The 13,669-nt window shown below is 49.9% G+C and carries 17 protein-coding genes and 1 other annotated feature; of the genes, 7 read left to right on the top strand and 10 right to left on the bottom strand.

All coding sequences use genetic code 11. The features are described 5' to 3' along the window. Positions 1-124: a sequence feature (Phe leader region), on the bottom strand. The 7 genes from pheM to EOS97_RS22765 all read right to left on the bottom strand — a co-directional run bounded on the left by pheM (position 75) and on the right by EOS97_RS22765 (position 4,839). Beyond that, the gene (pheM, locus tag EOS97_RS22735) at positions 75-119 is read right to left on the bottom strand and encodes a pheST operon leader peptide PheM (RefSeq protein WP_001386830.1); all 45 of its coding nucleotides are present in this window, start codon (positions 117-119) and stop codon (positions 75-77) included. Its footprint overlaps the feature before it by 45 nt. Positions 125-239: 115 nt before the next feature. Then, a complete protein-coding gene (gene rplT / locus EOS97_RS22740; protein WP_000124850.1) occupies positions 240-596 on the bottom strand; it encodes a 50S ribosomal protein L20 in 357 nt (118 codons plus the stop codon). Between the two features lie 50 nt (positions 597-646). Next, positions 647-844 carry a 50S ribosomal protein L35 gene (gene rpmI / locus EOS97_RS22745; protein WP_001124225.1) on the bottom strand — a complete coding sequence of 66 codons (198 nt, stop codon included), beginning with the start codon at positions 842-844 and terminating at the stop codon, positions 647-649. A 95-nt stretch (positions 845-939) separates the two neighbouring features. Then, positions 940-1,482 (bottom strand): translation initiation factor IF-3, encoded by a 543-nt coding sequence (gene infC / locus EOS97_RS22750; protein ID WP_001574431.1) that lies wholly within the window; start codon positions 1,480-1,482, stop codon positions 940-942. A gap of 3 nt (positions 1,483-1,485) precedes the next feature. Continuing rightward, entirely contained in the window at positions 1,486-3,414 is a 1,929-nt protein-coding gene (gene thrS, locus EOS97_RS22755) for a threonine--tRNA ligase (protein ID WP_001144226.1), read from the bottom strand. Positions 3,415-3,673: 259 nt separating this feature from the next. Then, positions 3,674-4,528 (bottom strand): DNA/RNA non-specific endonuclease, encoded by an 855-nt coding sequence (locus EOS97_RS22760; protein ID WP_001044093.1) that lies wholly within the window; start codon positions 4,526-4,528, stop codon positions 3,674-3,676. After that, positions 4,525-4,839, bottom strand: coding sequence for a hypothetical protein (locus EOS97_RS22765; protein ID WP_000916604.1), 315 nt, complete (start codon positions 4,837-4,839; stop codon positions 4,525-4,527). The genes EOS97_RS22760 and EOS97_RS22765 overlap by 4 nt, the downstream gene beginning before the upstream one ends. 142 nt (positions 4,840-4,981) lie before the next feature. Here EOS97_RS22765 and EOS97_RS22770 point away from each other — a divergent pair, with 142 nt between their 5' ends. Then, positions 4,982-5,941, top strand: a complete 960-nt coding sequence (locus EOS97_RS22770) for a lipid A deacylase LpxR family protein (protein WP_001046436.1) — start codon at positions 4,982-4,984, stop codon at positions 5,939-5,941. Positions 5,942-5,989: 48 nt separating this feature from the next. Here EOS97_RS22770 and EOS97_RS22775 read toward each other — a convergent pair whose 3' ends face one another. Next, the gene (locus EOS97_RS22775; protein WP_000770984.1) at positions 5,990-6,748 is read right to left on the bottom strand and encodes a YdiY family protein; all 759 of its coding nucleotides are present in this window, start codon (positions 6,746-6,748) and stop codon (positions 5,990-5,992) included. Positions 6,749-7,036: 288 nt separating this feature from the next. Here EOS97_RS22775 and pfkB point away from each other — a divergent pair, with 288 nt between their 5' ends. The 3 genes from pfkB (at position 7,037) to EOS97_RS22790 (ending at position 9,323) form a co-directional block, all read left to right on the top strand. Further along, positions 7,037-7,969: a 6-phosphofructokinase II gene (gene pfkB / locus EOS97_RS22780; protein ID WP_000251707.1), complete on the top strand. Its 933-nt coding sequence runs from the start codon at positions 7,037-7,039 to the stop codon at positions 7,967-7,969. Positions 7,970-8,065: 96 nt separating this feature from the next. After that, on the top strand, positions 8,066-8,356 hold the full coding sequence (gene ghoS / locus EOS97_RS22785; protein WP_000146133.1) for a type V toxin-antitoxin system endoribonuclease antitoxin GhoS: 291 nt from the start codon (positions 8,066-8,068) through the stop codon (positions 8,354-8,356). A gap of 106 nt (positions 8,357-8,462) precedes the next feature. Next, positions 8,463-9,323 (top strand): fructosamine kinase family protein, encoded by an 861-nt coding sequence (locus EOS97_RS22790; RefSeq protein ID WP_000267686.1) that lies wholly within the window; start codon positions 8,463-8,465, stop codon positions 9,321-9,323. A 42-nt stretch (positions 9,324-9,365) separates the two neighbouring features. Here EOS97_RS22790 and EOS97_RS22795 read toward each other — a convergent pair whose 3' ends face one another. Beyond that, positions 9,366-9,902 (bottom strand): YniB family protein, encoded by a 537-nt coding sequence (locus tag EOS97_RS22795; protein ID WP_000222158.1) that lies wholly within the window; start codon positions 9,900-9,902, stop codon positions 9,366-9,368. A gap of 148 nt (positions 9,903-10,050) precedes the next feature. On the opposite strand from EOS97_RS22795, the gene hxpB reads away from it, so the two are divergent. The 3 genes from hxpB (at position 10,051) to tcyP (ending at position 12,984) form a co-directional block, all read left to right on the top strand. After that, positions 10,051-10,719: a hexitol phosphatase HxpB gene (gene hxpB / locus EOS97_RS22800; RefSeq protein ID WP_000106854.1), complete on the top strand. Its 669-nt coding sequence runs from the start codon at positions 10,051-10,053 to the stop codon at positions 10,717-10,719. A gap of 137 nt (positions 10,720-10,856) precedes the next feature. Then, positions 10,857-11,456 (top strand): metal-dependent hydrolase, encoded by a 600-nt coding sequence (locus EOS97_RS22805; protein ID WP_000505804.1) that lies wholly within the window; start codon positions 10,857-10,859, stop codon positions 11,454-11,456. 136 nt (positions 11,457-11,592) lie between these two features. After that, a complete protein-coding gene (gene tcyP, locus EOS97_RS22810; protein ID WP_001010653.1) occupies positions 11,593-12,984 on the top strand; it encodes a cystine/sulfocysteine:cation symporter in 1,392 nt (463 codons plus the stop codon). Positions 12,985-13,086: 102 nt separating this feature from the next. Here the strand turns inward: tcyP and cedA are convergent, their stop codons facing one another. Beyond that, complete coding sequence (gene cedA, locus EOS97_RS22815) at positions 13,087-13,329, bottom strand: cell division activator CedA (protein WP_000977510.1); 243 nt, start codon at positions 13,327-13,329, stop codon at positions 13,087-13,089. Between the last annotated feature and the right edge of the window lie 340 nt (positions 13,330-13,669).

Consider the following 13,669-nt stretch of genomic DNA (forward strand, 5'->3'; position numbering starts at 1 on the left):
ACAAAAAAAGCCTCCATCAGGAGGCTTTTTTGCGCTGTTTTTCGTTTCGTTTTTCACGCGCTAGCCTCCTGGGATCAGGTGCTAAAGTAAAAAAAGAAACGGAAAATAGCAGCGTTCATGCTTGCGTTACCTTATGTGGTAAAACCGAATATCCTTTATTGAAAAGGGTTACAGGTCAATTGTCAACTCACTGAACAGTAAATAAAAGAGAGGGAGCCAGGCTCCCTCTTTTCACTGGCTTATGCCAGAGCTGCTTTCGCTTTTTCAACCAGCGCGGTGAACGCGACTTTGTCGAATACGGCGATATCAGCCAGGATCTTACGGTCGATTTCAACAGAGGCTTTTTTCAGGCCGTTGATGAATTTGCTGTAAGAAATACCGTTCTGACGTGCTGCTGCGTTGATACGCGCAATCCACAGTTGACGGAACTGACGCTTACGTTGACGACGGTCACGGTAAGCATACTGACCAGCTTTGATAACTGCCTGGAAGGCAACGCGGTATACGCGAGAACGCGCACCGTAGTAGCCTTTGGCTTGTTTCAAAATTTTCTTGTGACGTGCGCGTGCAATTACACCACGTTTTACGCGAGCCATATGTGCTCTCCTGTATCTATTCTAATTAAAAAGTTAAAAACGTTAACGGCTTATGCGTACGGCAGGCACGCGATAACCAGGCCCAGATCGCCTTTAGAAACCATGGCTTTCGGACGCAGGTGACGTTTACGTTTAGTCGCTTTTTTGGTCAGAATGTGACGCAGGTTAGCGTGCTTGTGCTTAAAACCACCTTTACCGGTTTTTTTGAAGCGCTTAGCAGCACCGCGTACGGTCTTAATTTTTGGCATTTTAATAACTTCCACTTCGCATTGTTAATAAACGAAACATAGGCGAACAAAACCTGTGAAGCCCGAAGGCTTCACAGAATTGTTACTTGAAGGCCTTACTGTTTCTTCTTAGGAGCAAGCACCATGATCATCTGACGGCCTTCGATCTTCGTTGGGAAGGATTCGACCACTGCCAGTTCTTGCAAATCGTCTTTCACGCGATTAAGCACTTCCATACCGATTTGCTGGTGGGCCATTTCACGACCGCGGAAACGCAGCGTGATTTTGGCCTTATCGCCCTCTTCGAGAAAGCGAATCAGGCTGCGGAGTTTTACCTGATAGTCGCCTTCATCTGTCCCAGGACGGAATTTAATTTCCTTCACCTGGATAACTTTTTGCTTTTTCTTCTGTTCCTTAGAAGACTTACTCTTTTCATAGAGGAATTTGCCGTAATCCATTATACGACAAACCGGCGGCTCGGCGTTAGGGCTGATTTCGACTAAGTCTACTCCGGCTTCTTCAGCTTTTTCCAGAGCTTCTCTCAGACTCACAATACCAAGCTGCTCGCCTTCCAGACCTGTTAAGCGAACTTCTTGCGCGCGAATTTCGCTATTAATACGATTCGGACGCGCCGTTTGAACTCGTTTTCCGCCTTTAATACTTTATTCCTCCAGTTGTTGAAGACTGCGGCTGCGAATCTCTTGTTGCAGCTTCTCAATCACGTCATTTACGTCCAGACTGCCCAGGTCTTTACCGCGGCGGGTGCGAACGGCAACTTTGCCTGCTTCCACCTCTTTATCACCACAGACCAACATATAAGGGACACGACGTAAAGTGTGCTCGCGGATTTTAAAGCCAATCTTCTCATTTCTCAAGTCTGCTTTTACACGAATGCCCGCATTTTGTAGTTTCTGCGTCAATTCGTTAACGTATTCAGACTGCGAATCGGTAATATTCATCACGACTACCTGAACAGGCGCGAGCCATGTCGGGAAGAAACCAGCGAACTCTTCGGTCAGGATACCGATGAAACGTTCCATCGACCCAAGAATCGCACGGTGAATCATTACCGGCACCTTACGCTCGTTGTCTTCGCCTACATAGGAGGCGCTCAGACGAGACGGTAAGGAGAAGTCCAGCTGTACTGTACCGCACTGCCATGCACGATCGAGGCAGTCATATAAGGTAAATTCAATTTTCGGACCGTAGAATGCGCCTTCACCCAGTTGATACTCAAACGGGATATTATTTTCTTCCAGCGCAACCGCCAGATCCGCCTCAGCACGATCCCACATCTCATCGCTGCCGATACGCTTATCAGGACGAGTGGAAAGCTTGACGACGATCTTCTCGAAGCCAAAGGTGCTGTACATATCGTAGACCATACGAATACAAGCGTTAACTTCATCGCGGATCTGCTCTTCGGTGCAGAAGATATGCGCATCATCCTGCGTAAAGCCGCGTACGCGCATCAGACCATGCAGCGCGCCTGATGGCTCGTTACGGTGGCAGCTACCGAATTCCGCCATACGCAGCGGCAAATCACGATAGGATTTCAGACCCTGGTTAAAGATCTGAACGTGGCCCGGGCAGTTCATCGGCTTGATGCAATATTCGCGGTTTTCTGAGGATGTGGTGAACATCGCATCTTTATAGTTGTCCCAGTGCCCGGTTTTTTCCCACAGCACACGGTCCATCATGAACGGGCCTTTAACTTCTTGATACTGGTACTCTTTGAGTTTAGAACGAACAAAGACCTCCAGCTCGCGGAAGATAGTCCAGCCGTCGTTATGCCAGAACACCATGCCCGGCGCTTCTTCCTGCATATGATACAGGTCGAGCTGCTTACCAATTTTACGGTGGTCGCGTTTTGCGGCCTCTTCCAGGCGCTGCAGATAAGCGTTCAGGGCTTTTTTATCTGCCCATGCCGTACCGTAAATACGCTGCAACATCTTATTATTGCTGTCACCGCGCCAGTATGCGCCGGCAGTTTTCATCAGTTTAAAGTGATGGCAGAAACGCATATTCGGCACGTGCGGACCACGACACATGTCGACATATTCTTCATGATGGTACAAGCCTGGCTTGTCATCATGAGCAATGTTTTCATCAAGAATGGAAACTTTGTAGCTTTCACCACGCTTCACGAAGGTTTCACGCGCTTCGTGCCAGCTGACTTTCTTCTTGATAACGTCGTAATTTTTCTCGGCGAGCTCATGCATCCGCTTTTCGAGCGCTTCGACATCTTCCTGAGTTAGCGTGCGGTCAAGATCAACGTCATAGTAAAAACCGTTGTCGACAACCGGGCCGATCGCCATTTTCGTGTGCGGCCAAAGTTGCTTGATAGCGTGACCTAACAGATGCGCGCAAGAGTGACGAATGATCTCCAGACCCTCTTCATCTTTTGCGGTGATGATGGAAAGCGTCGCATCATTTTCAATCAGATCGGAAGCATCAACCAGCTCGCCATTCACACGGCCCGCAATGGTGGCTTTCGCCAGGCCAGGACCAATGTCCAGAGCAACATCCATCGGGCTTACAGGGTGGTCATAATGGCGTTGGCTGCCATCAGGAAGAGTAATAACAGGCATGTAATATCCTTATTTGCAGTGGTGACCCATACGCAAGATCACATACAAAGAGAAAATGAATTTATTGACAGTGAGTTGTGTATCCATCTAGCCAACCATTGCTAAATTGGCGCACAACCTTCGACACAGACGAAAATCGCTATTTTCGTCCGGCATGACGATGGTAACACTAAAAAAAGGGAGATTGCATCACTCTGTAGCAAATCAAGACCCTTGACAGGATTTCTCCATTATCTTTCTACGCGCCGTATAGCGCTTCTCATCGACAACCTAACTTCTGCGCCAGACTCCCCTTTGTCGTTTTCACCTCGCTGGCTACCGCTTCAGGCAAGGCAGACCACAGCGTCAGCACTGGCTTCGTTTTATGTTCGATAGCCTCCACGGTAACCTGATAGTCGCAAAAATTCGCCGAACGGGGTGTATTCTGATCCATAATAAACGCAGCGTAATTTCCTTCACTTTTTGACGGCGCCGTTCCGGTGAATAAAACCTTCCAGTACCCGCTGGGAATTTCTACCGTCGCATCTTCTGGCAATGTGGCGATATGCCGCTCAAAAAGGGGGCCGGTCACTACGTGCACTACAGATACATCAGCCTGTTTGGCAAGTTCGCGCACCCGGTTTTCCAGTGCAGCCCATGCTCCCTGGTTCAGGGCGGATTTCTGCGGCGTAATATTCGATAAATAATTTAACGACGGCCAGTCCGAAACGCCGCCCAATCCTGCCAACGGCGCCTGGTGTCCCCTGTCGACTTTTAATAGCGTATGGGCATTTTTATAGGCCGAAGGGGCCAACGTATCCGAGGGCGGTAAATCGGGGTCCTGCGCCCAGTTCCGCGGGCGACCGCTTGCCTGGCTGGTCTTTGTCACGCTATAGGCAACCCAGTTGGCAAATTTCGTGGCGCTATTATTATTGAGCGTATAGACATGGCGATAGATTGTTTGTTGACTTCCTCCTTGAGGACAGCCAACGCTACAGTTATCAGGTTGCTGAACGAGTACGTTACGATGGGGTAACTCGGGTGCCGATGTTGTATCCTGGGGAGGATACGATGTAGTACATGCGCTTAATAATACTACGGGCAGTAATTTTAGCAGATTAATGGTCTTATTCACTTTTGCTTCCTTAATAATAACTGCCCTAATAATTCAGATAGTAATAATTTGGTTATATTACCCTGCCAGCCGTTAGATACTCTCATCATTAAAGACAACACTATCACGGTAAAAATTAATAACAGATAAACATCGAAGCCATCATAGAAAATGAGCTCAAAAGAATACAACGTGATATTCATATTGATACCAAAAAACATCGTATTATATGCATAATCGTGAAGCCAATAATTTCTCGCACTCAGATAGCGAATGAAAAATGGATATTCAATAATATCTGACGCATGTTTTTCAACACCATTTTTCAACATTAAGGCAACGTATCCTCTCAATGACTCGCTGCTGGCAGGAGTTTAGTTATATTTAAAGGTTTAATAAGCACTGCGCATCATGCTGCTGTGCTTATTACTTTGTAAAAATAAGAGTATTCACTTTCATATTCAGGGGTAAAAAGTGAACAAATACAGCTATTGCGCAACGATGATTGCCGCCATACTCAGTACGACCACAATGGCCAATGCCAGTAGCCTTGCTATTTCAGTGGCGAATGATGATGCAGGTATATTTCAACCATCCTTAAATGCCCTTTATGGGCACAAGGCTGCAGACCGGGGTGATTATACTGCCGGGCTCTTTTTAGGCTACAGCCACGATCTCACTGACGCCAGTCAACTCTCTTTTCATATCGCGCAAGATATTTATTCTCCATCAGGTGCCAGTAAGAGAAAGCCTGAAGCCGTCAAAGGCGACCGCGCGTTCAGCGCCTTTCTTCATACCGGACTGGAGTGGAATTCATTAGCCACCAATTGGTTACGTTATCGTTTAGGTACCGATATCGGCGTTATTGGTCCTGACGCAGGCGGTCAGGAGGTTCAGAATCGGGCGCATCGAATAATAGGCGCAGAAAAATACCCTGCCTGGCAGGATCAAATTGAAAACCGTTATGGTTATACGGCAAAAGGAATGGTCTCCCTTACGCCAGCTATTGATATTCTGGGTGTCAATGTGGGCTTCTATCCAGAAGTCTCTGCTGTCGGCGGCAATCTCTTCCAGTATTTAGGATACGGCGCAACCGTTGCGCTGGGAAATGATAAGACCTTCAACTCTGATAATGGGTTTGGGTTACTGTCCCGCCGAGGGTTAATACACACTCAAAAAGAGGGATTGATCTATAAAGTATTTGCTGGCGTTGAGCGCAGGGAAGTTGATAAAAACTACACGTTACAGGGGAAAACGCTGCAAACAAAAATGGAAACGGTGGATATTAATAAAACCGTGGATGAATATCGCGTCGGTGCCACCATCGGCTATTCTCCCGTCGCATTTTCTCTTTCTTTAAACAAAGTCACGTCGGAATTTCGCACCGGAGACGACTATTCTTATATCAACGGCGACATCACCTTCTTCTTCTGAGGCGTCACCACGGAATAACCGGGTTACGTAACGTAACCCGGCGCAATATTACATCTTATAGCCCAGCGTTACCGTAGTGCGGCGATCGGTATGTTCAGGCGCTGATTCAGGCGGCTGCGAGTTCCACGTTAAATTATACCCCACCTTTAGACCAAAATGTTCGTTAATGGCGACATTGAGGGCTGTTTCCGAATTTAGTGTGGTGTCTTCTGCGCCAAATACTGACACCCCCTGTGTAAACTTAGCATTGTCAGTTAACTGCCAGGCATAGCTGCCGGAAGCATAACCCAACGGCTGCGTTTCAGTAGTATCGTCCGTATGTTCGTCATAGCGAACCCCAGGACCGAATTCAAAACGGAAGCTGTGCACTGGACCATTAAGGAACTGCCGCCCGTAACCGGCGGTCAGTACGTCGCGCTGACGATAACCGTTGAAACGGTCTGTCAGCCAACTGGCCTGGCCAAAGGTATAATCATAATCCGTCATATTAAAACGGTTACGCACGCCTACCGCATATTTTTCTGAAGAGCGTTCATCATTAGAGGAGGTATTGCTGGCATTGCCCCATAATGACCAGGCGGTACGTTGTCCATACCAGGTCATCGCCGTGTCAGCCGTTAAGGAAGAACTTTTAGTATTGCCTGACTGAGCAAGGTAGCCCGCATTCAGATTACCTTCAAAAGGTTTTTTCGCGGTGGAGGGATCATCCATGACAGTAAAAACGGAATCATCGGCGGCGGCATACAGAGACGCGAACACGCCACCCGCCAGCATAACTACAGCGGGTACTGCCTTCAAAAGCTTCATTTATATAGAGTCCGTACAACTAAAAAAGAGACCACGACGGTCCCGGAAACTTTCATAGGGATCAATGACAAACGCCCCTGGAAAGGTAGCGAATTATAAGAAGCCCCGAATAACATAGCAATCAATTACTATTTCATTTTTTGAATAAGAACCCTCCCGAAGCATTCATTTATTTATATAACTTTACATCGTACTTCTTTAAATAAAGATCCGGAAAATCATATTGTTAATTCCTTCACTTTCCGGGGATTAAGTGCCAGACTGAAATCAGCCTAACAGGAGGTAATGATGGTACGTATCTATACGTTGACGCTTGCGCCCTCTCTCGATAGCGCAACAATCACGCCGCAAATTTATCCCGAAGGTAAACTGCGGTGCTCCGCGCCGGTATTCGAACCCGGCGGCGGGGGTATTAATGTCGCTCGCGCCATTGCGCATCTTGGCGGCACCGCGACCGCAATTTTCCCGGCTGGCGGCGCTACCGGCGAACATCTGGTCGCACTACTGGCTGACGAAAATGTCCCCGTGTCTACCGTCGATGCGAAGGACTGGACGCGTCAGAACCTGCACGTCCACGTCGAGTCCAGCGGCGAACAATATCGTTTTGTTATGCCCGGCGCCACGCTGGACGATGACGAATTTCGCCAGCTTGAAGAACAGGTACTGGAAATTGAATCCGGGGCAATTCTGGTTATCAGCGGCAGCCTTCCGCCCGGCGTTAAGGTCGAGAAACTCACGCAACTGATTTCCGCCGCGCAGAAGCAAGGCATTCGCTGCATTATTGATAGCTCTGGCGACGCGCTCACCGCTGCGTTGGCGCTTGGCGATATCGAACTGGTGAAACCTAACCTGAAAGAATTGAGCGCGTTAGTCAATCGCGATCTGACGCAGCCTGATGATGTGCGTAAAGCGGCCCAGGAATTAGTGCAAAGCGGCAAGGCTCGCCGGGTAGTGGTCTCTCTGGGGCCGCAAGGGGCGCTGGGCATAGACAGTGAGAATTGCATCCAGGTTGTTCCTCCCCCGGTGAAAAGTCAAAGTACTGTCGGCGCAGGCGACAGTATGGTGGGCGCGATGACGTTAAAACTGGCGCAAGACGCGTCGCTGGAAGAGATGGTGCGCTTCGGTGTGGCGGCAGGCAGCGCCGCTACGCTCAATCAAGGTACGCGTCTGTGTTCCCGTGACGATACCCAAAAAATATACGCCTATCTTTCCGCGCAATAATCGTTTCCCCCTCGCCGAGGGGGATACCGGAAAATCGGTTAACGGGCGGCGCATCCGCCGCTGTTAAAAACACAGTTGCTCCCAACGAGGTGAACGATGGCCAGTGGCGATATTACCCGTTATGTTATTACCGTAACCTTCCATGAAGATTCCCTGACCGAGATTAACGAACTCAATAATCATCTGACGCGCAGCGGTTTTTTGCTGACATTAACGGACGATGAAGGGAATGTGCATGAGCTCGGCACCAATACGTTTGGCTTTGTTAGCGCTCAGAGCGCTGATGAAATCAAAGCGCTTGTCGCCGGACTTGCGAAAAGCGCGTTAGATAAGGATGTCGACATTACCGTGGCGACCTGGGAGGCGTGGAGTAAAAACGCACAATAAGTGCCATTCCCGCCGCGGCGCGTCCGCGATGTGCGTTAGTTCGTATTTTTCAACCGCATTTTTGCGCTAACCTTATGATCTGGCAGACAACGTGGGGAGAGACATTATGTGGCAAGCTATCAGTCGTCTTTTAAGCGAGCAAGTCGGTGAAGGCGAAATCGAACTGCGTAATGAACTGCCAGGCGGAGAAGTTCATGCCGCATGGCATTTACGTTATGCAGGCCATGATTTTTTCGTGAAGTGCGATGAACGAGAAATGCTTCGCGGTTTTACCGCAGAAGCCGATCAGCTGGAGCTGCTCTCCCGCAGTAAAACCGTTGTTGTGCCTAAGGTATGGGCGGTAGGTTCGGATCGGGATTACAGCTTTTTAGTCATGGACTACCTCTCGCCCCGCCCGCTGGATGCCCATAATGCGTTTATTCTTGGGCAACAGCTGGCGCGCCTGCACCAATGGAGCGACCAACCTCAATTCGGCCTCGATTTTGACAACGCGCTCTCTACCACGCCGCAGCCGAATACCTGGCAACGCCGTTGGTCGACTTTTTTCGCCGAACAGCGCATTGGCTGGCAACTTGAACTCGCCGCGGAAAAAGGCATTACCTTTGGTAATATTGACGCCATTGTTGAACATGTTCAGCAACGTCTGGCGTCGCATCAACCGCAGCCTTCTCTTTTGCATGGCGATCTATGGTCGGCGAACTGCGCGCTTGGCCCTGACGGCCCCTATATCTTCGATCCAGCCTGCTATTGGGGCGACAGAGAATGCGATCTGGCGATGCTGCCGCTGCATACCGATCAGCCACCGCAGATTTATGACGGCTATCAGTCCGTTTCGCCGCTACCGCTGGATTTTCTCGACAGGCAGCCGATTTACCAGCTCTACACCCTGCTTAATCGGGCAAGGCTGTTTGGCGGTCAGCACCTGGCTACTGCGCAAAAAGCGATGGATCGGCTGCTTGCGGTATAGGTACAGCCCATGCCGGATACGGGCTATCCGGCATTTTTCAGTTTACATGAAGCCTAACAAGGAAAAGAAAAAGTAGCCGAGCACGATAATAATAACCGGCAAAATATAGAGCGGGAAAAACTGTAAAAAGATGGTATGGTGCGGCACCACGATACGTGACTCTATCTGCTCACGCGTTAGCCCTTCCGCGCCTTTTGCTTTTTCCAGAATCAACTGATCTTCCACGCCTTCACGCAAAAAACGTGACTGGCGGCTCATTCTGGCGCCGGAATCCTGCATCGCCAGCCCGACAAAAATCAGAATAAAAATGAGCCAGAAACCGATATTCAGGCTTCCCTGAAAATTCGGCGTCGGCGAGTTGTACCAAAAAACATTCAGAAACGGCGTATTCACGCGCATCATGTCTATCATTACGTGGGTAAAATCCAGCATTACCGCATTTATCCCCTCCTGCTTTTCACTGTGCGCATACATAAATTTAAGGACTGAGATGAGCGTGGAAAGCAGTGCCGGAATAAAAATAACCCACCCTACAACTCTTTTTAGGATTGCAATGCGTCCAGCTTGTTGATACGTCATGAGTTCCCCTTGATAAAGACGCGTCGTTTTGGCCTAAGTCTACCTGTTGATTCCCGTTTTCGCCTGATCTTTAAGGGCGATATACTAAGAACATGGTCATAATGAACGCTTAATTCGTTATTTTTTAATCTCAACAGGAGAGGTTGTGATGTCAACCCCACGTCAAATTCTTGCTGCAATTTTCGATATGGATGGACTACTGATCGATTCCGAACCGCTCTGGGATCGCGCTGAACTGGACGTGATGGCAAGTTTAGGCGTAGATATTACTCGGCGCCATGAGTTACCAGACACGCTTGGGCTACGCATTGATATGGTTGTCGATCTCTGGTTTGCGCAGCAACCGTGGAGCGGCCCCGATCGCCAGGAAGTGACAAACCGTGTTATTGCCCGCGCGATTACGCTTATCGAAGAGACGCGCCCTCTTTTGCCGGGTGTGCGCGAGGCTGTGGCGCTGTGTAAAGCGCAGGGGCTATTAGTGGGGCTTGCCTCGGCATCGCCGCTGCATATGCTGGAAAAAGTGCTCACCATGTTTGAGCTGCGCGACAGTTTTGACGCGCTGGCCTCTGCGGAAAAATTGCCCTACAGCAAACCGCACCCGCAGGTCTATCTGGATTGTGCGGCCAAACTAGGCGTTGATCCATTAACCTGCGTGGCGCTGGAGGATTCGGTGAATGGTTTAATCGCGGCAAAGGCGGCGCGAATGCGCGCCATTGTGGTGCCAGCAGAAGAAAACCAGCATGATCCGCGCTTTGCGCTGGCGAATGTCAAACTTAACTCGCTGACAGAGCTGACGGCGGCGCATCTACTCGGTTAAGATGTTTCCGAAACAAAGTCAACGGGCAATTAGCCGCTGAGCCAGACGGCAAGCGGCTTTGACAGAGACAAAGAGTTACAACGTCACCACTTCCGCCTACTGTATAAAAACCCTATACTGTATGAATTGACAGTTTAATGGGTTTTATCATGACGGCGGAAGGACATCTTCTTTTTTCTATAGCCAGCGCGGTTTTCGCCAAGAATGCCGAGTTAACGCCCGTCCTTGCGCACGGCGACTGGTGGCATATTATTCCTTCGGCTATTTTGACCTGTCTGCTGCCGGATATCGACCACCCCAAATCTTTTCTTGGTCAGCGCCTGAAATGGGTATCGAAACCGATCGCCCGCGCATTCGGTCACCGGGGGTTTACCCATAGTCTGCTGGCGGTCTTTGCCCTACTGGCGACCTTTTATCTCAAGGTTCCGGATACGTGGATTATCCCGGCGGATGCGCTGCAAGGCATGGTACTCGGCTATTTAAGCCATATCGTCGCGGATATGCTTACCCCCGCAGGCGTTCCCTTACTGTGGCCGTGTCGCTGGCGTTTCCGCCTGCCTATTCTGGCGCCGCGCAAAGGCAATCAACTGGAGCGATTTTTATGTATGGCGTTGTTTGCCTGGGCGGTGTGGATGCCACAGTCCATGCCGGAAAACAACGTCATACGCTGGTCTTCGCAGATGATCACTATCCTGCAAATGCAGTTCAATCGTTTTATAAATCACCAGATTGATTAGTAAATCAACGCCAAAGTCATTTTTGGTATAAACCATTCCATTTGAATATAAGAGCCAGCTCACAGTTCTGCTAATCTTGCGCGAACAGAATCGCTAAAACACAGCGCTTCATAATAAAAAAATCAGGAGAACGGGGATGAATTTTCCATTAATTGCGAACATTGCGGTGTTCGTCATTCTGCTGTTTGTACTGGCGCAGGCCCGTCATAAACAGTGGAGTCTGGCTAAAAAAGTGCTTGTCGGCCTTGTGATGGGCGTGATCTTTGGTCTGGCCCTGCACACCATTTATGGCGCTGACAGTCAGGTGTTAAAAGACTCCATTCAGTGGTTCAATATTGTCGGCAACGGTTATGTGCAATTGCTACAAATGATTGTGATGCCGCTGGTATTCGCCTCTATTTTAAGCGCCGTGGCACGACTGCATAACGCCTCTCAATTGGGGAAAATCAGTTTTCTGACTATCGGCACGCTGCTGTTTACTACCCTTATCGCAGCGCTGGTGGGCGTGCTGGTCACCAATCTGTTCGGACTGACGGCGGAAGGTCTGGTTCAGGGCGGCGCGGAAACCGCGCGTCTGAATGCCATTGAGACGAGCTATGTCGGCAAAGTGGCCGATCTCAGCGTGCCGCAACTGGTGCTGTCTTTTGTACCGAAAAATCCGTTTGCGGATCTGACTGGCGCCAATCCTACGTCTATTATCAGCGTGGTGATTTTCGCCGCATTCCTGGGCGTGGCCGCGCTTAAACTGCTGAAAGATGATGCGCCAAAAGGCGAGCGTGTGCTTGTTGCTATCGATACCCTGCAAAGCTGGGTGATGAAGCTGGTGCGTCTGGTGATGCAACTTACGCCTTACGGCGTACTGGCGCTGATGACGAAAGTGGTTGCTGGCTCCAATCTGCAGGACATTATTAAGCTTGGAAGCTTCGTGGTAGCGTCATATCTTGGTCTGGCGATAATGTTTGTGGTTCACGGCATACTATTGGGCGTGAACGGGATTAGCCCGCTGAAATATTTCCGCAAGGTGTGGCCGGTGCTGACATTTGCCTTTACCAGCCGCTCCAGCGCCGCCTCCATTCCACTTAATGTCGAAGCGCAAACCCTCCGCCTGGGCGTGCCGGAGTCCATCGCCAGCTTTGCTGCCTCTTTTGGCGCGACCATCGGCCAAAACGGTTGTGCCGGTCTTTATCCTGCGATGTTGGCGGTAATGGTTGCGCCGACGGTCGGCATCAACCCCTTAGACCCCGTATGGATAGCCACGCTGGTGGGTATCGTTACCGTAAGTTCGGCGGGTGTTGCCGGCGTTGGCGGCGGCGCGACCTTCGCCGCGCTGATTGTGCTGCCTGCCATGGGCTTACCGGTCACGCTGGTCGCGCTGTTAATCTCCGTCGAACCGTTGATTGATATGGGCCGTACCGCACTGAACGTGAGTGGCTCAATGACCGCGGGTACGCTGACCAGCCAGTGGCTGAAGCAGACCGATAAAACCATTCTCGATAGCGAAGAAGACGCTGAACTGGCGCATCGATAATACATTATCGGGAGTTCACATCGTCTGAGACACGACGATCGGCAACTCAAAATGTCTGTCACTAAAAACGCCGGTCTCCAGTACCGGCGTTTTGTTTTTTTCTTAGTCAGCGATTTCGTTTTCCTGGCGAACCTGATTCGCCCAACGTTGCGCCGATTCTGGCACGCTAAAGGCGGGCGACCGTTGAAATGACTCCCCCGTCAGAACAAAGGCAACATATTTACCGCGCAGTATCCAGACGTCGCGAAACGTATCCATTTTTATCGCATGTTCCGGCGGCGCGGGTTCAACACGCGGAATATAGCTAATAATCTGGCGATTTTGCTGGCGAAGAGGTTTCATCATTAATGCTTCACTAAAAGAGGCTAAGAGCCTATCCCATTAGGGCTATTTTACTTGCCATTTTGGTCCTGGGCAGTGCTCAAAATCCTCACGTACTACGTGTACGCTCCGGTTTTTGCGCGCTGTCCGTGTCCAAACTGGCTGCGCCAATAACGCCTACTGGGATAGGCTCTAAGGCTAAAAATCAGAAAAACACTATTTTAGCCGATCTTCGCCCCCGACGTCCTGTTCCGCGCGTGCGATTTCCCTATTGAGCCTTGTCTGCCGTTCCGCTCTCCCCCGGCATAATTGCTGAAATGTTCTATAGTTAGAGTGATTTTGACTACTACCACGCCCATTTCAG

It is taken from the genome of Salmonella sp. SSDFZ54 (assembly GCF_004010735.1).
In the GTDB taxonomy this organism is placed as follows: Bacteria; Pseudomonadota; Gammaproteobacteria; order Enterobacterales; family Enterobacteriaceae; genus Salmonella; species Salmonella enterica.